At 27.6% G+C, this 18,519-nt stretch carries 17 protein-coding genes; 3 read left to right on the top strand and 14 right to left on the bottom strand.

From position 1 onward, the window contains the following. Nucleotides 1-144: 144 nt before the first annotated feature. Nucleotides 145-1,749: an amidohydrolase gene (locus KGF39_RS12840; protein ID WP_227822602.1), complete on the bottom strand. Its 1,605-nt coding sequence runs from the start codon at nt 1,747-1,749 to the stop codon at nt 145-147. Nucleotides 1,750-2,126: 377 nt separating this feature from the next. Between KGF39_RS12840 and KGF39_RS12835 the strand changes: the two genes are divergently transcribed. Beyond that, a complete protein-coding gene (locus KGF39_RS12835) occupies nt 2,127-3,053 on the top strand; it encodes a carbon-nitrogen hydrolase family protein (protein WP_077725559.1) in 927 nt (308 codons plus the stop codon). 181 nt (nt 3,054-3,234) lie between these two features. Here KGF39_RS12835 and KGF39_RS12830 read toward each other — a convergent pair whose 3' ends face one another. Then, on the bottom strand, nt 3,235-4,233 hold the full coding sequence (locus tag KGF39_RS12830) for a YhdH/YhfP family quinone oxidoreductase (RefSeq protein ID WP_227822601.1): 999 nt from the start codon (nt 4,231-4,233) through the stop codon (nt 3,235-3,237). A 103-nt stretch (nt 4,234-4,336) separates the two neighbouring features. Here KGF39_RS12830 and KGF39_RS12825 point away from each other — a divergent pair, with 103 nt between their 5' ends. Further along, complete coding sequence (locus KGF39_RS12825) at nt 4,337-4,774, top strand: MarR family winged helix-turn-helix transcriptional regulator (RefSeq protein ID WP_054274818.1); 438 nt, start codon at nt 4,337-4,339, stop codon at nt 4,772-4,774. An 85-nt stretch (nt 4,775-4,859) separates the two neighbouring features. Then, nucleotides 4,860-5,447, top strand: coding sequence for a rubrerythrin (gene rbr / locus KGF39_RS12820; protein WP_227822600.1), 588 nt, complete (start codon nt 4,860-4,862; stop codon nt 5,445-5,447). Nucleotides 5,448-5,748: 301 nt separating this feature from the next. Here the strand turns inward: rbr and KGF39_RS12815 are convergent, their stop codons facing one another. From KGF39_RS12815 to KGF39_RS12760, 12 genes are all read right to left on the bottom strand, one after another. After that, complete coding sequence (locus tag KGF39_RS12815; RefSeq protein WP_227822599.1) at nt 5,749-6,369, bottom strand: YhbD family protein; 621 nt, start codon at nt 6,367-6,369, stop codon at nt 5,749-5,751. 7 nt (nt 6,370-6,376) lie between these two features. Next, nucleotides 6,377-7,144, bottom strand: a complete 768-nt coding sequence (locus tag KGF39_RS12810) for a polymer-forming cytoskeletal protein (protein WP_227822598.1) — start codon at nt 7,142-7,144, stop codon at nt 6,377-6,379. A 40-nt stretch (nt 7,145-7,184) separates the two neighbouring features. Continuing rightward, on the bottom strand, nt 7,185-8,006 hold the full coding sequence (locus tag KGF39_RS12805; protein WP_227822597.1) for a hypothetical protein: 822 nt from the start codon (nt 8,004-8,006) through the stop codon (nt 7,185-7,187). A gap of 291 nt (nt 8,007-8,297) precedes the next feature. Further along, a complete protein-coding gene (gene phnW / locus KGF39_RS20085; RefSeq protein ID WP_227822596.1) occupies nt 8,298-10,208 on the bottom strand; it encodes a 2-aminoethylphosphonate--pyruvate transaminase in 1,911 nt (636 codons plus the stop codon). A gap of 291 nt (nt 10,209-10,499) precedes the next feature. Continuing rightward, nucleotides 10,500-11,285: a DeoR/GlpR family DNA-binding transcription regulator gene (locus tag KGF39_RS12795; RefSeq protein ID WP_227822595.1), complete on the bottom strand. Its 786-nt coding sequence runs from the start codon at nt 11,283-11,285 to the stop codon at nt 10,500-10,502. 224 nt (nt 11,286-11,509) lie between these two features. Beyond that, on the bottom strand, nt 11,510-11,740 hold the full coding sequence (gene dltC, locus KGF39_RS12790; RefSeq protein ID WP_054274824.1) for a D-alanine--poly(phosphoribitol) ligase subunit 2: 231 nt from the start codon (nt 11,738-11,740) through the stop codon (nt 11,510-11,512). Nucleotides 11,741-11,758: 18 nt separating this feature from the next. After that, a complete protein-coding gene (gene dltB, locus KGF39_RS12785; RefSeq protein WP_227822594.1) occupies nt 11,759-12,907 on the bottom strand; it encodes a D-alanyl-lipoteichoic acid biosynthesis protein DltB in 1,149 nt (382 codons plus the stop codon). Next, nucleotides 12,907-14,421 carry a D-alanine--poly(phosphoribitol) ligase gene (locus tag KGF39_RS12780; RefSeq protein ID WP_227822593.1) on the bottom strand — a complete coding sequence of 505 codons (1,515 nt, stop codon included), beginning with the start codon at nt 14,419-14,421 and terminating at the stop codon, nt 12,907-12,909. Before KGF39_RS12780 ends, dltB begins: the two co-directional genes overlap by 1 nt. 120 nt (nt 14,422-14,541) lie before the next feature. Further along, on the bottom strand, nt 14,542-15,732 hold the full coding sequence (gene dltD, locus KGF39_RS12775) for a D-alanyl-lipoteichoic acid biosynthesis protein DltD (RefSeq protein WP_227822592.1): 1,191 nt from the start codon (nt 15,730-15,732) through the stop codon (nt 14,542-14,544). 290 nt (nt 15,733-16,022) lie between these two features. Continuing rightward, nucleotides 16,023-17,042 (bottom strand): Gfo/Idh/MocA family protein, encoded by a 1,020-nt coding sequence (locus KGF39_RS12770; protein ID WP_054274828.1) that lies wholly within the window; start codon nt 17,040-17,042, stop codon nt 16,023-16,025. 175 nt (nt 17,043-17,217) lie between these two features. After that, nucleotides 17,218-17,757 carry a putative ABC transporter permease gene (locus KGF39_RS12765; RefSeq protein WP_227822591.1) on the bottom strand — a complete coding sequence of 180 codons (540 nt, stop codon included), beginning with the start codon at nt 17,755-17,757 and terminating at the stop codon, nt 17,218-17,220. A 100-nt stretch (nt 17,758-17,857) separates the two neighbouring features. After that, nucleotides 17,858-18,478 carry an HAD family hydrolase gene (locus KGF39_RS12760; RefSeq protein WP_227822615.1) on the bottom strand — a complete coding sequence of 207 codons (621 nt, stop codon included), beginning with the start codon at nt 18,476-18,478 and terminating at the stop codon, nt 17,858-17,860. Between the last annotated feature and the right edge of the window lie 41 nt (nt 18,479-18,519).

Raw genomic sequence — 18,519 nt, 5'->3', positions numbered from 1 at the left:
AAAATTATACTGATAAATCTTCAATACAATAATTAAAATTTAATAAAAAATATAATTATTGATTTAACTGTAATCTTATTTAATTCTACCTAATTTATTATCTAAAACTATTTTTTTATAGATGATAAAATATCTAACTTACATCTATTTTAAAGAATACAATACTTCCCCTTCTCTTATAGTCTGCAATACTTTAATATCTTTTATTTTCATAGGGTCGATTGTAATTGGATTTTCATCTAATATTATCAAATTAGCTAGTTTACCTTCTTTAATTGAGCCTTTTTTATCTTCTTCAAAATATTGATATGCTGCATTTATAGTAACACCCTTTAAGGCATCTAATGAGCTTATCTTTTCATTTTCGCCTATTTGTATACCTTTTTTTGTAATTCTATTGACAGCACACCATACTGTTTCCAGCATGTTAGGCGCTATTACTGGTGTATCTTGATGAAGAGTGTAAATTACCCCTTTTTCTATAGTTGTTTTAAGTGGACTAATCTTAAATGCTCTATCTTCTCCAAGGTTTTTGATATGAATGTCACCCCAATAGTATGTGTGAGCTACAAAGTATGAAGGTATCATATTTATTCTCTTCATATCATCAACTTGGTCTTCTCTGACTGTTTGAGCGTGTATCATAACTGGTCTTATATCATTTTTATTATTTTCTTCCTTTGAATTTAAAACTTTCTCAAATGCATCTATCAACTGGTCTGCTGCTGCATCTCCATTACAATGAGTTAAAAGTTGCATCTTTTCTTTTAGTGAAATATCTATAAACTTTTCTACTTCTTCATCTTTATATATAGGATACCCACAATAACTATCATCTGAATTTTCATATGGTCTAGTTAACCATGCTGTCTTTCCTTGTGGAGAACCATCTAAAAATATCTTATATCCACCTATTTTAAATCTATTTATATATTTCTTTATAAAATCTCTATTCTCATCTGCCACAGACTTACTTTTTTTCAAATTTACATATCCTACAACATCCATTTTTAATTTATTTTGATTTGCCATTGTTTTTAGAAGGTTAAATTGATTTTCTTCCATTAAACCTTCTTGAGCTGTTGTAATTCCGTAACTTAAATATATGTCTTGTGCTTTTTCAATTGAATTAAAAATCTCATCTGGTGATGGTTGTTTTATTTTAGATGACACATTAAAAAATGCATTTTCCTCTAAATATCCGTTTGGCTCTTTACTTCCTTCTACTCTACCTATATGCCCACCTTCTGGGTCCTGTGTTTCATGAGTAACACCAAGTTGCTTTAATCCCAAGGTATTTGCAACTCCCATATGACCAGAGGCATGTGAAATTAGTATTGGATTCTCTGAAGATGCACTGTCGAGTACATCCTTATCTGGATGTTTATTTTCTTCTAAGAAATTATTGTCATATGAAAATCCAATTATCCAGTCACCCTTTTTTATATTGTTTGACTTTTTGAAATTCTGTATTTTTTTTACTATGTCTTTAAAACTAGTTGCATCTTCTAAAGGAATTAGTTTTAGTGTAGTAGCAAAAGCTATCAAGTGACTATGTGAATCTATAAAAGATGGCATCAATGTCTTGCCTTTCAAATCTATAAGTTCTGTATCTTTATTCTTCAAAGAAAATACTTCTTCTTTTGTTCCTATCTTTTTTATTATTTTATCTTTTATAAGAATAGCATCTCCACATATTGAATCTTCCATTGTGATGATATTTCCATTATAATAAATTTTTTCTTTCATAAAATTCTCCTTAAGTTGTCTAATTTAATAAATTTTTTTATTATTTTCTACTTAATTATATTATCTTCCTTATAAATTTTTTCTTTATACTTTAAACATATAAAAGTTTTATTTTTAATTATTGTTTGCTAAGAAATAAATACTATTCATTGTAAATAAGACAACTTAATGGACTTTATACTAATCGAAAAAATATTATAAGTTATTAAATTCAAATATCTAAACTCAATCATATTTGTACAATTGTAATTTTTTAAATCATGATGTATCATTTTAAATATACAGTTATTCACAATACAAATATCTTATTTCTCAAAAAACATCTGATGTAGTCTATTCAATGCAACAAATTTAAATATTTTTTAGGAGGTCTTTTTATGAATAAGGAAAATAAAAATGTGAGAATTGCCGTTGTTCAGGCATCACCAGTCATTATGGATTTAGAAAAAACTGTTGAAAAAGCATTAGGATTAATTAAAGAAGCTGGTAGAAAAGGGGCAAATATTGTCGTTTTCCCAGAAGCATTCATACCTGCATATCCAAGAGGTCTTTCATTTGGATTCGTTGTTGGAAGTAGAACAATGGAAGGTAGAGAAGATTGGAAAAGATACTATGATAATTCTGTACCAGTTCCTAGTGCTACAACAGATTTACTAGGAAAAGCAGCACAAGAAGCGGGAGTATATCTATCAATGGGTATAACAGAAAGAGATGGCAATGATATAAATTGTACTCTTTATTGCACAAATCTATTTTTCTCTCCAGAAGGTAAGCTTATTGGTAAACATAGAAAACTTAAACCTACAGGAACAGAAAGATGTATTTGGGGAGAAGGAGACGGAAGTACTCTTACAGTAGTTGATACTCCATATGGAAAAATGGGTTCGTTGATTTGCTGGGAAAACTATATGCCATTAGCTAGGACAGCTCTTTATGCTAAAGGGGTAAAGCTTTATATAGCTCCTACTGCAGATTCAAGAGAAGAATGGCAGGCAACTATGAAACATATTGCTTTAGAAGGAAGATGTTTCGTTATTGGATGCAATCAATATGTTGAAAAAAACATGTATCCAACTGACCTTAATTACTATAAGGAGCTAGATGCAGAACCAGAGATTATGTGTCCAGGAGGAAGTTGTATAGTTGACCCTTTTGGAAAATATGTGGCAGGTCCTATTTTCAATAAAGAAGAAATGTTAATAGCAGATTTAGACCTAGAAAAAATAGTACTTAGTAGACTAGATTTTGATTCAGAAGGTCACTATTCAAGACCAGATGTATTTGAATTAATTGTTCACGAATAATTTTTTTACACAAAAAATGGAGATGTCTCAAAATGAACTTATTAGTTTATGAGGCACTCTTTTTTGTATGAACCAAATATATTTTCATCATTTCAAGAATGAAAAAAAGGCTTATATCTCTATTTTGATACAGCCCCATTTTTGCCTAATAATCTAAATTTCTAGTTGTAAATTTAATCAACTATATTTTTTCTAAATCAACTACTGTTCTTCCTACATGCTTTCCTGCCATTATTAAATCTATACTGTTATTTAAATCCTCTAATGATACTACGCTTACCATATCATCTAAATCGTCCAATTTCCATTCATTTGATAATAAATCCCATATTTTTAATCTTAAGTTCATTGGGCATTCTACAGAATCTATACCATATAAAGTAATTCCCTTTAAGATAAATGGATATACTGAACTTGTAAAATCAACTCCTCCTGCATTACCACAAGTTGTCACTGCTCCACAATAATTAGTTGTCTTTATTGCTGTTGACAAAGTATTTCCCCCTACTGTATCTATTACTCCAGCCCATCTTGGTCTAAGTAGAGGTCTACCTGAATTATCATCCACTTCTGACCTATGTATAACATCTTTAACACCTAAATTTAGTAATACTTCTTTTTGTTCTTCGAGTTTTCCTGTTGAAACTACAACTGAATAACCTAATTTAATCAATATTTTAGTTGCAATTACAGCAACTCCTCCAGTACCACCAGTAACTAATACATCTCCCATATCCTTGTCTACAGAATTTATAAATTTGTACACAGATAAAGCTGCTGTAAATCCTGCTGTACCATAATCCATTGCTTCTTTTAGTGAAAGATTTTTTGGAAGTCTAACTACCCAACTAGAAGGAACTCTTATATATTCTGAAAAACCACCAGAAGTATTCATTCCCAAGTCATAACCTGTTACTAAAACTTCTTCTCCAATTTTAAAATCATCACAACTACTAGCTTCTACTATACCAGATGCATCAATTCCTGGTGTGTGAGGATACTTTCTAGTAACACCCTTATTACCGTTTGCAGAAAGTGCATCTTTATAATTTAGAGAAGAGTATTTTACTTTTATTAAAACTTCGCCTTCTGGTAATGTGTCTATTTCTCTTTCAACTACATTTCTTCTAAAACTTCCTTCTTCTTCTGTAATATATAGTGATTTAAATTTTTTATTCATAAATTTCCTCCCAATACATTTAGTTTTATGTTAAACTAATTATAGTTTATAAATAGTTTTATGTCAAACTAATTTAAATAGATTAAAGATTGGAGAATAATTTATGGAAGATAAATATATTATATATTTCATAAGTAAAACAAAGGCTAATATGGTTAAATTCATTGAAAATAAACTTAGTAAAAATGGTTTAGATGAATTGATACCTACTCATGGAAATATTTTAACTGCACTTTATGAAAATAATGGAATACTTACAATGAAGGAAATTGCAACTAAAATAGGAAAGGATAAATCCACTGTTACAGTGTTGGTTAACAAGCTCATAAATCTAGGGTATATAGAAAGACAAAAATGTAGCAATGACAAACGTATCACGTATATAAAACTTACAAAAAAGGCCTTACTTATAGAAGATACATTTAATAGTATCTCAACACAAGTTAAAGAGACAGCATATCATAATATTACAGAAAATGAGAAACAAGAATTTCTTAGAATTTTAAAAAAAATCAATGACAATTTTAAAAATGCTGACTAAATTGAGCATAATTATATCTCCTATTGGAATAATAAATAAAAAGAATCAAATATTGTAAAAATTTATTATGATAGAGAGGTAGAATATGAATTTAAAAGATAGTAAAACTAAAGAAAATTTATTAAGAGCTTTTGCAGGTGAGAGTCAAGCTAGAAATAGATATAATATTTCTGCGTCTGTAGCAAAAAAAGAAGGATTATATATAATAGAATCTTTATTCAATTACACTGCTGACCAAGAAAAATCACATGCAAAACAATTCTTTACTAAACTAAAAGAATTTGCTGGTGAAAATATAAGTATATCTGGGGCATATCCTGTAGATTTATATGATAAAACATCACAACATCTTAAAGCTGCACAACATAATGAACTTCAAGAATGGGATGATGTATATAAAAACTTTGGAAAGACAGCACGTGAAGAAGGATTTGAAGCTATAGCTAAGTTATTTGAAAATATAGCTGAAATAGAAAAAGTTCATGGTGATAGATTTGGTAGATATGCTACTGATTTAGAAGAAGGTACTTTATTCAGAAGAAATGAAGATATACAATGGATATGTACACATTGTGGGCATATACATGTAGGTAAAGAAGCTCCAAAAGCTTGTCCTGTATGTCTTCATCCACAAGGATATTTCTTAGATTTTAAAAACTCATTATTTGAATAAATTAAAGTAATCATTGTATTTAAACAATTTATTATATTTATATTAAATATTTTTATAAATACAGTATTATCTTAATAACCGTAAAATGAACCATAAAAATTACTATAAATATAAAATATATTTTGGATATAATTTATAGTAATTCATTATGGTTCATTTTATTATTCCTCAATACCTATAACTTATCTAAATCTATCTTTAACTTTTATATATTTATCTAAAATCTCATCTTTAACCCTAATAATATAAATAAAGTGTATTTTAAGTACTTCATCGTAACAAATTTATATAATATAGTCCATTACGATAACCTTATACTTATATCATTTATTTCTTTCATTAAATCAATCTCAATAATCTTAACTACATCTCTTTCAAACTTTACTTTTTTATAATCTAGACATCCTACTACAAATGGAACTCCAAACTTTCTAAACAAATAGATTTTTCCATTTTCATTATATATTGATGTAAAGTTTTCTTCGATTATATTCACTATCAATTTTAACTCTTCAAAAGTTATTGTAGATTTAACTAAAAATTTCTCTATTATACTCAATATAAGTAGTTCTTTTTTACCTATACTCTGCTCTTTATTATATAAGTTTTGAAATATTTCTTTTGTATAGTTACATATAACCTCTTTACTAAGAATAAAATCAATATCAAATTCTTTATTAATATCTTTTTTCATAAACATATTTGCAATATCATCAAGAGAAGTCTCTTCTTTCATAGACAATATTAGTTCTATTCTTTCTAGTATTTTATCTCTTGGAAAGAAAGTCTCTTGACCTGTAAAGGCTGATTTTTTTATAAACCATTCTTCTGGTATTATGTTTTTTCTTTTCCATCTATATAATTGCCCATAAGATATATTGGTTTTGCTCAATAAATCTTTCTTAGATATTAATTCTTCCATAACTCTTCTAGCCCACCTTTATACTGTTTTTTACAGTAGAATTATCTGAAATTGATAAATTATCACTGTATTCAATATTTCCAACATCACAATTATCTACTAAAGATACGCTTTTACCTCGTATATCTTTTATTGATGCATCTTCTAATTCAATAGTATCTCCCTCTATCAAATCGCATTTAAACTTTCCTGAAAAAATATTAATAATTTTAACTAATGAAAAAACATCTTTACTTCTTCCTATTTTTATATTAGTTGCTCCTATCTCTTTACAATAAGAACCTCCTCCTGAATAAACATATATATTTTCTCCATTTAAAAGACCATCACACTCTATCACTCCATATACCTTTATATCTTCACATTCTATATTTGATTTATTTCTCATTTCTCCATAGATTTTTATATTTTGTGCATACATATTTTCATTTACACTTAATTGTCCTCTTATTGTAACATTATTACATTTCAGTTTACCATCAACTTTCTGTTGAGCAGTTATAACCAAGTCATCTATTTCTGCATCTCCATCTATGTTAAGTTGTCCATTCACTCTTACACGCTCTGCTTTAAGATTGCCTCTTATAACAGCTTTTCCGTTAACAACAAAATTTTTTATATTGATGTCACCTTCAAATTTTGCATCTCCAAGTACTTTTACTTCATCACTTTTGATATTTCCTTTTGATTTAGCACTTCCCACAATTTTTATACTTTCATACTCACCACTACTTACAAAGCCTTCTCCAAGTATTTTTATAGACCCTTTTTCCATATTATTACCTCATTTTAAATTTTATTTTTAAACTTACTTATTACTTATCCTTCTTTAATTTTACTTTTTCATTTATATTCTTTATTTCACCAACTATTGAATCTTCATCAATCTCTATACTTTCACTGTACTCCAAACTTTCTACATAACAACCTTTACCTATTTTAACATTTTTTCCTCTTACCACTTTGATTTCACTATTTTCTAAACTTATTTCATCTGCTTCTATAATATTTGCAAACAATTTACTTTCTGTATACTTTCTAATTGATAATAGACCCAAACTTATTAAATTTGAAGATACCTTTTCAAAGTTGATATGCTTTTTTTCCAGCATGCGAAATTTTTTGCAATAATCTCTACGCCCCTTTTTTATATTTATACTACTTGCTCCAACTTCGTTAAAATTAGAAATTCCATTCAAACTAATATTAATCTCTTCACAATTTAAAAATCCATTACAATCCAAAATTCCACTTAAATCGATATTTTCACAATCTATATTATTACTGGCTTTTAAATATCCTTCTCCATGAATAATATCTGACTTTATACTTCCTTCTACATTGATAATTCCACTAGTATCAATTTCAATAGAATTAATATCTCCTGTACATCTAAGAAGCCCCGATATATCAACTTTTGATGCCAATATATTTCCTTCTACTTTACTTAAACCTGATGTAAAAAATTCATTACATTCTGTTGTTCCAATCACTTTTGCTGAACCAGAAGAATCAAATTTACTACATTTTACACTTCCTTCTATCTTTCCTGTTCCTGCTATATCAACATTATCAAAAATTCCACCTTTACATTTTCCAACTCCATCAAATCTTAGTGAACTTAATTCTTCATTCATAATGATATCCTTTCTTTAACGTATTTTATCCTTAAACTTAATATAACAAAACATTGTTACGTTGTCAAGTATGATAATAATACTTAATAAAACAACCATAATTTGGTTTCTATAAATAAACAAAAAAAATAATAGGGAAAATACTTTATCTAAACTATAAGTCTAACTTTCTTAGATTGTAGTTTAAGTAAAGCATATCCCTATTACTCAATCTTTATATATATTTGTTATATAAACTTTTAAAATATAAATCTTTAAATTCTATAGTAATCTACAAACCACTATATTCTTCTACATATTGATAAATTTTTCTATTACATCAGCTAATCTCTCCATATCAGTAGAATAAACTTCGCCTATGCTACCTATTCTAAATGTATCTATATCAGTCAATTTACCTGGATAGATAACAAATCCATTCTCTTTTAAATAAGTATAGAATTCCATAAATTCAAACTTTGCATTTTTAGGATATAAGAAAGTTGTTATTACAGGTGATTGAGCATCATCATTCACCAATGTATCAAACCCTAAAGATTTTAATCTTGAAGATATTGTAAACTGATTTTCTTTGTATCTAGCATATCTTTTTTTAACAGAGCCTTCTTCTTCTAACTCCAATAAAGCTTGATAAAAAGCTCTTACAACATGTGTTGGTGAAGTAAATCTCCATTTACCATTATTTTTCTCCATAGTTTCCCATTGTGCATACACATCAAGAGATAATGATTTAGCTATGCCTTTACATTTAGATAATTCTTCTTTATTAGCTATTATAAAACCAAATCCAGGTACTCCTTGTATACATTTGTTAGAACTACTAACTAAAAAGTCTATATTAAAATCTTCAACATCAATCTCGATTCCTCCAAAACTACTCATAGCATCAACAATATAAATTTTATTATATTCTTTTGCAAGTTTACCTATCTCTTGTATAGGATTCAATCTACCTGTAGTAGTTTCACAGTGAACCATTGACATATGTGTTATATCTTTGTTTTCTTTTAATAAATTTTCTACTACATTTAAATCAACTGCTTCTATATCTTTAAATGTACAATCAACAAATTCTATATTAAGATAATTACATATATCTTTCATTCTCTTTCCATATGCTCCGTTTGCAATTACAAGAAGTTTACCATCCTCTGGAATAGTACTTCCTATTGTAGCTTCAACTGAGAAAGTCCCACTTCCTTGCATTAATACACTTGTATACTTATCTGTATTCTTTGTTCCTAGAGACACTAGTCTTCTTCTAACATCTTGTACTAAGTCATTATATTCCACATCCCAAGTACACCAATCTTTTAACATAGATGCTCTTACCGATTTAGTAGTAGATAATGGTCCTGGTGTAAGTAATATGTAATCATTTTCTGGTACAAAGTCTGATTTAATAGTTTCATTCTCTATTTTTACTAAGACATCTTCTAGTTCAGCCATAGTTTCTATTACAAAATGTGCTCCTGCTTCTTTAAATTTCTTTGAAACTTCACTCATCTTAGTTTTTAAGGTTTCCTCATCCATGTTCTCTACTTCTTCTTGTGTAAGACCTAATTCACTTGAACCCTTTATCACAGCAACACTCCACATTCCTGCATTTATACCTTCTTTTACATCACTTATTGTGTCTCCTACTTTTACCATAGAACTCATAGGAGATATCCCTAGAGCTTCAGCATTTTTATAACACATCCAAGGATATGGTCTTCCTTGAGATACCTCTGATGGTGTTACAAGAAAATCTGGTGAGTATCCTTTCTTTGCTGCATTTGGTTCAACTATGTTCATCATCTCTCTTGTATAACCTGTTGTAGAACCTATTTTTAATCCATTTTTTCTTAATTTTTCAATAGTTTCAACAACATGAGGAATTGGAGTTGTATACTCTTCTAATGTTTCAAATAGCATTGGCTCAAATTCAGCATAAAGCTCATTTACATCTTCTTCAGTTGGTATTTTTCCAAACTTCTCTGACCAAAGATTTTTTATTCTATCTATTTCACACATTTCTCTTATATGGTCTATCTTTAATTTTCCCATAGGTTTCCTTGCTTCTTCCATTGTTACATCTATACCTCTTCTTTTAAATATCTCTATAAATACATTAAGAGGTGCAAAGCATCCATAATCTACCGTTGTTCCAGCCCAATCAAATACTACTGCCTTTATTTTTTCTCCATATATCTTTTTCATCTTCATAGCCTCCATAGATTCTTTTTAGAATTTTTGTGTTTTTAATTGTTTTTACTTCTAAAGTATAACTTTCATATGTTAATTATACATCATATTTAGGTTAAATATATATTAAATTTCTGTTTTTAGTTGTTTTTAATTGTTTCTAGTTGTTTTTTTATTTTATATCAAATTTCCACAAAACTCTAAATTACAATCTAAAATTTACTTTCTAATCTTAATCTATGAACTGACTATATTCTATGAACTTGGTTGTATTAAGCCCAGTTGTACTATATAAAATTATAGTGTTTATTTTGCTTCTATCCATGTTGTATTTATCTCATTTAACTTATCTTTCCATTCAATTGGGAGCTCTACATCACAAATGACAAAATCCAATTCTTCTAAGTCTACTATCTTATACATACTAACAATTCCTATTTTAGAACTATCACACAATACAAAGCTTTCTTTTGAATTTTTTATATATGCTTCTGATAACAACGCTTTATTTTGGTCTATACTACTAATTCCAAAGCTATCAAGTATACCTTCACTAGATATAAAAGCCTTATCTACATATAAATTTTTCATGGTATCTATTGACATTGGACATGCTGTCCTTTGATGTTTTAAATTTACTTTTCCACCAATAAATATAACTTCTCCATCAAATAAGTCTTGATTTTCATAAGAAATCAATTTTGATAGAACTGGATAAGAATTTGTAATAATCTTTAAATTCTTTATAGATACTATGTAATCTACAATTTGCAAATTGGTAGTACCTTCATCTATGACGATTGACTCATTGTCATTCACAAACTTAGCTGCATATTTAGCAATACTTTGCTTTTTATCTAAATTAGTACTATTTCTCTTTATATGTTCTGGTTCAATCACACCATAATTTATTTTTATAGCACCACCATATACCTTTTTTAATTTATTTTCATTTTCTAATTCTTCCAAATATCTTCTTATTGTTTCTGATGATACTTCTAGTCTTTTTACTAACTCTTTAGTATTTACCTTACCTTTTGAATCCAATAATTTCAGTATTTCTTTTTTTCTATCTATCGAATTTAAAGACATTAATCTTCCTCCTAAATATAATAATATATTTTGCTCCTATAATATTACAATAATACCTTTATTTATTAAATCATATTTATATTAAATCTTTTTACTTAATTAGAATTCAATTTAAAATAACATTAAAATATTATCTAATATAAAAAAGTCCATCAAATATTAATACCAGATGGACTTTGTCAAACTTTATTTTAAAAATTAATATTTAAAACCTAATTAATAATTTATTTTCTTGTTTCCAAGAATTTTACTAAATTATTTACACTAGACATATCTTTTCTCTCTAAATCAGTTGGTTGAAGCTCTATTCCTAGTCTATTTTCAATTTCAAGTAAAACTTCAATTATAGCTAATGAGTCTAAAAGCTCTGTCTCAAATAAGTTAAGGTCTAAATCTTCTCTTATCTCATCAGTACCTAATACATCTTCAAATATTTCTATAACTGTTTCTTGCATAAATTTGCCTCCTTAAAATTAAGCTAAATAACCTGAGAATATCAGTAATCCAAAACATACAACATGGAATGTAATGAAAATTTGAACTCTCTCGAACCATTTTTCTTTTTTATGTTTTTTATAAAATTTAGATTTTCTCTGATATATATCAGTTAAAACAAGTGCCAATCCTTGATATACTCCATAAGCAACGTAATACCAAGTTAGTCCATGCCAAAATCCCATTGTTATCATGGTTATCATCTGAGCTACATGAGCAGCAGTAGTTCTTTTCTTAAATCTTTTCTTTCTCATTGATGACATAACAAATCTAGAAAAAATATAATCTCCAAACCATCTTGAAAGACTTATATGCCATCTTGTCCAGAATTCCTTCATATCTTTACTGATAAATGGCTTGTCAAAATTTATAGGTACTTTTATTCCAAATATATATCCTGTACCTATAGCAAATAAGCTATATCCTGCAAAATCAAAGAACAGGTACAAGCTATATGCATACATATAACTTAAAATATTTATAAAACTCATATCTTTAGGTGTTATTGATACCCAATATGTATTTATCAAAAATGCTATAACAAACTTATAACCTACTCCCATGACAATATTTTTTATTCCTGCCAGTAAGTACTCTTCTAGATACTCTTTTCTAGAGATTTGTTTTTCCAAATCTTGTTCAAATCTTCTTGATCTATCAATAGGACCAGAACTTAATGTTGGAAAAAATAACATAAAGTAAAGCATCCTTGAAATCTTAACCTCTTTTATAGAACCATCATAAATTTCAATAACCATCTGTATAGCTCTGAAATTTAAGTATGATATTCCAATAAATCCAATCATCCCAAAAGAAGTAACTGGAGATATTTTATTGATTATTATTGGAAGCATTGATGCAAACAAAAAGCCCCAATATATATATTTATTTTTAGTTTTTCTTCTTACATATTCATATCCTTTAACTATTATTACTTCAAGAATAATAAATATCACCAAGTATTTTAGTTGAACATCTATTCCTACTATTAAGAATATCATAAATAAACTTGCCAACATGCCATAATACTTTATATTCTTGCCCATTAGACCTAAAATCACTGCTGGTATTGATGTTAATAATAATATATAAAGATAAAAATAATCTCCGTACTGTGAAAAAATCATTAAATTTCCTCCATAAGTTTCTTTCTGTCTATTTTGCCATTGATATTTGTTGGAAACTCAGAGATTATTGAAATATTTCTTGGAATCATATATGAAGGTATATATTTTCCCAGTTCCTTTTTTATTATCATCCCATTTTTAATATTACTTAAATCATTCTTTTCATTTAACTCAACAATACCTTTTAAATAAGCAATTTTTTCGTCCTTATATATTGGTAAAACTACTGCATTTTTTACATTATGTACTTTTCTCAAGTTATTTTCTATATCTTCTATTTCAATTCTAAATCCATTTAATTTAATCTGAAAATCTTTCCTTCCACAGTAGTATATATTTCCATCTAAAAGATATCCCATATCTCCAGTTTTATAAGCTCTCCACTTTACACCATCTATTTCATCGTAGAAAAATACTTCATCAGTCTTTTCTTTATTATTAAAGTACCCTTTAGAAACTGATGGTCCAATTATTATAATCTCACCTTTTTCATTTTCCTTAAGTTCGTTTCCATCTTCATCAAGTATTTTTATTTTACAATTTGACATAGGATACCCAACTGGAAGACTCTTTTTATCATCTATAGCTTCCTGAGTCATATCGTTTACACTTACACCAACAGTAGCTTCAGTTGGTCCATATCCATTGATAATTCTTGTATTTGGAAATCTACTCATAAGTTCTTTAGTAAGATTTTTTGAAAGTGCTTCTCCTATGAATATCATTGACTCAAGCTTAGGAAGCATTTCACTATTGAACTCTTTTTCTGTTACACATACACCTGCAAAAGAAGGAGTTGATACCCATACAGCTATATCTGACATACTAAATTGTCTAAATAATTCTTTATAATCTGCTAGTACATCTTTTGATATTGAAAATAATGTAGCTCCATGAATAAGACCAGGATATATTGTTGTAACTGAAAGGTCAAAAGAATATGCTGCTTGATTCATTATTACTTTTTCACTTCCATCTATATTTAGATATGTGCTTATCCAATCCGAAAAGCTATCCAAATTATTTGAACTTATTTGAACTCCTTTTGGTTTTCCTGTACTTCCTGAGGTAAATAATATATATGCATTTTCATCATCTTTTACCCAGTTTTCTTTATGTAATACTTTTCCCTTATATTCATTTATTATGTCCTTCAGTTTATCCATATCAATTACATTTATATCTCCAAAATCTTTTTCATTACTAAAATTAAATAATACCTTGGGTTTTATCTCTTTAGTAACTTCAAAAACTCTATCAAGTGGAAAACTAATATCAAGAGGTACATATGCTCTACCTGATTTTAAAGCTCCTATCATACATGCCATTATCATATTTTCTTTATTACCATAAATTACTATAGGAGTATCTTCTTCTTTATATAAATCTTTTAAATATACTGATATAGCATCTGAATACTCATTTAAATCTTTATAAGAAAGTTTATCTCCATTACACATTAGTGCTACTCTATTTGTATTTGAATATTTTTTTATTCCTTCAATAATTTTCATATAAGAATACTCCTTTAAAATCCGTTATAAATAAATGGCAATTCTTTAAATGGAGTAAATGTTAGAACCCCTATCGCCAATATTATAACCATAGTTAAACAAATACTAGTTGCCAAATCCTTATTGCTCTTTAAATATTTTAAATAATCTCTCACAAACATCTACCCATCCTTTCGTACCAAGATGCATTACATCTCTTAAATAATATTTATCTGACCCTTTATCCCTAAGGTTTAGAACTTTAAAGCCTTTGCTTTCTGCTATGTTTTGTGCTTTATCATAGTATTGAATTCTTTCTTGTTCAGATATACCAGTCAAATCATAGAATTTATCCATACTTGGGATTAATACAACAACTGGCTTAATACCTAAGTCAGTACATACATTTAACATAAGTTTATAACTTTCAAATTCCTTAGAAGTCAATAGATTTACATCTTTATCTCTTCCTTTATATTGATCTAAACCATCTTTAAAATGTTTTTTATAATAATATTTATCAATATTTAGTGGATTTCTACCAACTCTTTTTTTAGCATCTTCAATAGCTTTCTTTCTCTCATAAGACCAGTTTATTGGTCTTTTTCTTTTTTCTTTTCTTTTTTTATCTAGCTTAATTAATCGTTTATAAAGTATACCCTTTTCTTTTAGACCTATACAATACTTTCGTCCTTGAAAATAAGGCTCTAAAAGTACCTTCTCAGCTTTTTCAGACAATGTCTTAGGCTCATATAACTTAGCATATAATGCTTCTGCTTTATACTCGTCACTTTTCCACAATAACTTACTTGATTTTTTTGCATATTCAATCTTATTTTGTTTAGATATTTTTGGATTATCTAAAAATCGATAAAATTGTATTGGTGAAAATCTAGACTGATAATGGTGACTTGTGACTCCATCTTTCTCCATAAACCATTGCATAGAAATTAACAAGACCACCTTCTTATCATCAATATTAGGATTCATACTTCCTAATATCGCAGCATCTTGTAATGTCTGAGTATAGGCTGTCCCAATTGCAAATACCTTATTTTTACTCCTATTCGTATTAAAATAGTACTTTGGATGTTGTTTTGTTGAATTACTAAGTTCTGATGACCCCAAAATCATAATATCTTTTTCTCTTAAAAAATGATTATTTGCTGTAACACCTTTATCTTTTATATCACTTAAAGTATCATCCATAATTGGAAGTAGATTTTTCTCCCTCAAAAGTTCATCAGTTTTAGAATCAAGAAATTTGTCTAGTCCAAATAAAAATACTACGCCTATTATAAACGGTGTAATAAAGTATATCAATTTTCTCATATTTTCTCTCCTCTAAAAATTTTCAATTTTATGTTATTATTAATCATATTAGTTTTGATATATATATTCAACTACAAAATTGTAATAAAATCGTCAAAACTTTTTTTTATACTGTTACAAAATTGTAAAAAAAGATAAAAAAGTGCTAAAAGATAACTTTCTTTTTATTACTTTTTAATACTTATAATTTGACATTTTAATACTTAATTATGTATACATTTTAACTTAATTTAAAATTAAATTTATTTAGAAATATATATTATACATTAGTATATATTTTATAAGATAAATTATATACTATCAGCTGGATAAACAATATTACTTTGCCTTCTTATCTCATCCATAATTTCCATTACTATTATTGAATTTTCATGAGAATTTATATTCGACTCTATTTTATTGTTATTTATAAGGCTTATAAACTCTACAAGTTCATAATACATTCCTTCTACTTCTCTAGGCTTTTCCTCTGCTTTTTCTTTTGAAATGGATATATCTTCTTCTCTTCCATCTCTATATTTAATAATAGCTTTTTCAAATAGATTAAGTTTTTCAATTATTATACTTCCCTCTTCTCCTTGTATTTCAGATGGTATATAAGAATCAGCTATTTTAGAATACTGAATTATTGCATCCATGTTATCGTATTGAAATATAGCTGAACCTTCTCCATCAACTCCAGTTTGAAGTATATGAGAAATTGCCTTTACTGACTTTGGGGCTCCAAATAAATTTACCATAGGATGTATACAATACACTCCTATATCCATCAATGCACCATTTGACAATTCTTTTTTAAAGGCATTTTCTATAATTCCATTTTTATATTTATCATATCTTGAAGAATATTGACAATAGCTTCCAAAGAACCTTCTTATTTTCCCTATTTTATACAAGTTTTCTTTAACTGCTCTAAAGTTTGGAACACATGTAATCCTCATAGCTTCCATAAGTAATACATTATTCTCTCTAGCTGTTTTTATCATTAATTTTACTTCTTTTAAATTAGATGCTAACGATTTTTCACAAAGCACATGTTTTTTGTGTTTTAAGCAAGTAATGGCTTGCTTTGAATGTATTGCATTTGGAGAAGCTATATATACAGCATCTATATCATTCGATTTAGCCATTTGTTCTAAATCATCGAAAAAAATACTTGCTCCATGTAAAGCTCCAAATTCTCTAGCTTTTTCTAAATTTCTAGAATATACAGCAACTAATTCAAATTCTTTAACCCTAGATGCAGCTCTTAGAAATATATTTGCTATATTGCTTGTTCCAATAATACCAAATCTTATTTTATCCACCATAAATCACTCCTCATTTTCTACACTTTATTTTAATTTTAATAGAAAACTTTACAACTTATCACCATTTTTCAAAATAATTTTATCAAATAAAAAAGAAAGCTACTTTTAAATGATTTCACCATTTTAACATAGCTTTCTTTTAACTGCAATATAAATTCAACCTATATTTTTAAAGTTATCTTTCTACTATATCTTTATTTCCTCTCAAAAACTTTATAGTAAAAATTTCATCTACAAACAATGCTACTAACAATATAGTTACAATAATTGGCCAGTAAGGCATTATAAGACTATATAAAGTATCAACTATATATACTTGAAAATATCTGACTCCAATAAAAGTCAATATAGTCCAATATATAGAAAACTTTAGACATACTATACCTCTACTATTGTACTTATAATCTGAATAATCCCAATAGACCTTATTAAAATATACTTTCATAAGTATTCCTGTAATATACTCTACTACAGTTGGTACTACTAGACATAATAAAAGCAATGCAAATATATTATTTGGGTCAATAAACCTTGAGACCTCTATTACAATCGACATTGCAATTGCATACATTGGTTTAAATGGTCCATTTAAAAATCCATCTTCTTGAAAATGACCTTGTTTATAATAACTATATAAATTTTCAATTATCCAACCTATAAAACCATATAAGAAAAAATTAAATAAAAAATATAATAGAGAACCTACATTATCCATGAATATTCCTCCTAGTTGTTTATACTTATTTTTTCTCATATTCATGGATTTATTCTAAATCAAAGAAATTATATTAGATTTATTTGATTAATATTTTATATTATAGATTGTGACACTCTTTAGAGTTCAAACTTTTTAGGTATTCTCTAACCTCTAATAAATTCTCAAGTATTTTATGTGATTGTGATTTAATTTGCTCATCTGGTTCTTTTAAATCTGGTACATTTATACACCTTATACCACCATTGTATGCAGCTTCAACTCCCATAGGCGAATCCTCTATAACAATACAATTTTTTGGATTAATATTTATCTTTTTAGCTGCTTTTAAGAATATCTCAGGATTTGGTTTAGAGTTTACAACATCATCTCCACAAACTATAGCATCAAAGTAATCTTTTAAATTTGCCTTAGCTAATCTCTTTACTGCTCTTTCTCTCTTTGTTGACGTTGCAACAGCCATTTTGTATCCATTTTCCTTTAAAAAAGAGATTAGTTCATTGACTCCTAATTTAATAGGAGCTCCCTCCCTATCCATAAATTCAATCATATTTTTAGTTTTTTCATCATATAAATCTATTATTGGTACAGAGCTATCGTATATATTTGTAAGACCTTCTATTATCCCTTTACGATTTCTTCCCATAACTGATGTATAGATTTCCTTAGTCATAGTATATCCATACTTTTCAAACGTCTCTATCCAAAATTCAAGAGAAATCCTCTCTGACTGAACCTCCCATGACTAAAGTCACAGGGTTC

This window comes from Clostridioides sp. ZZV14-6345 (assembly GCF_020657775.1).
In the GTDB taxonomy this organism is placed as follows: Bacteria; Bacillota; Clostridia; order Peptostreptococcales; family Peptostreptococcaceae; genus Clostridioides; species Clostridioides difficile_D.
This window is presented reverse-complemented; position numbering and strand designations above follow the sequence as displayed.

Bases quoted from the DNA above. Each gene is read 5' to 3' on its own strand.
- KGF39_RS12840 (WP_227822602.1), bottom strand. From the start codon at position 1,749: ATGAAAGAAAAAATTTATTATAATGGAAATATCATCACAATGGAAGAT.
- KGF39_RS12835 (WP_077725559.1), top strand. From the start codon at position 2,127: ATGAATAAGGAAAATAAAAATGTGAGAATTGCCGTTGTTCAGGCATCA.
- KGF39_RS12830 (WP_227822601.1), bottom strand. From the start codon at position 4,233: ATGAATAAAAAATTTAAATCACTATATATTACAGAAGAAGAAGGAAGT.
- KGF39_RS12825 (WP_054274818.1), top strand. From the start codon at position 4,337: ATGGAAGATAAATATATTATATATTTCATAAGTAAAACAAAGGCTAAT.
- rbr (WP_227822600.1), top strand. From the start codon at position 4,860: ATGAATTTAAAAGATAGTAAAACTAAAGAAAATTTATTAAGAGCTTTT.
- KGF39_RS12815 (WP_227822599.1), bottom strand. From the start codon at position 6,369: ATGGAAGAATTAATATCTAAGAAAGATTTATTGAGCAAAACCAATATA.
- KGF39_RS12810 (WP_227822598.1), bottom strand. From the start codon at position 7,144: ATGGAAAAAGGGTCTATAAAAATACTTGGAGAAGGCTTTGTAAGTAGT.
- KGF39_RS12805 (WP_227822597.1), bottom strand. From the start codon at position 8,006: ATGAATGAAGAATTAAGTTCACTAAGATTTGATGGAGTTGGAAAATGT.
- phnW (WP_227822596.1), bottom strand. From the start codon at position 10,208: ATGAAAAAGATATATGGAGAAAAAATAAAGGCAGTAGTATTTGATTGG.
- KGF39_RS12795 (WP_227822595.1), bottom strand. From the start codon at position 11,285: ATGTCTTTAAATTCGATAGATAGAAAAAAAGAAATACTGAAATTATTG.
- dltC (WP_054274824.1), bottom strand. From the start codon at position 11,740: ATGCAAGAAACAGTTATAGAAATATTTGAAGATGTATTAGGTACTGAT.
- dltB (WP_227822594.1), bottom strand. From the start codon at position 12,907: ATGATTTTTTCACAGTACGGAGATTATTTTTATCTTTATATATTATTA.
- KGF39_RS12780 (WP_227822593.1), bottom strand. From the start codon at position 14,421: ATGAAAATTATTGAAGGAATAAAAAAATATTCAAATACAAATAGAGTA.
- dltD (WP_227822592.1), bottom strand. From the start codon at position 15,732: ATGAGAAAATTGATATACTTTATTACACCGTTTATAATAGGCGTAGTA.
- KGF39_RS12770 (WP_054274828.1), bottom strand. From the start codon at position 17,042: ATGGTGGATAAAATAAGATTTGGTATTATTGGAACAAGCAATATAGCA.
- KGF39_RS12765 (WP_227822591.1), bottom strand. From the start codon at position 17,757: ATGGATAATGTAGGTTCTCTATTATATTTTTTATTTAATTTTTTCTTA.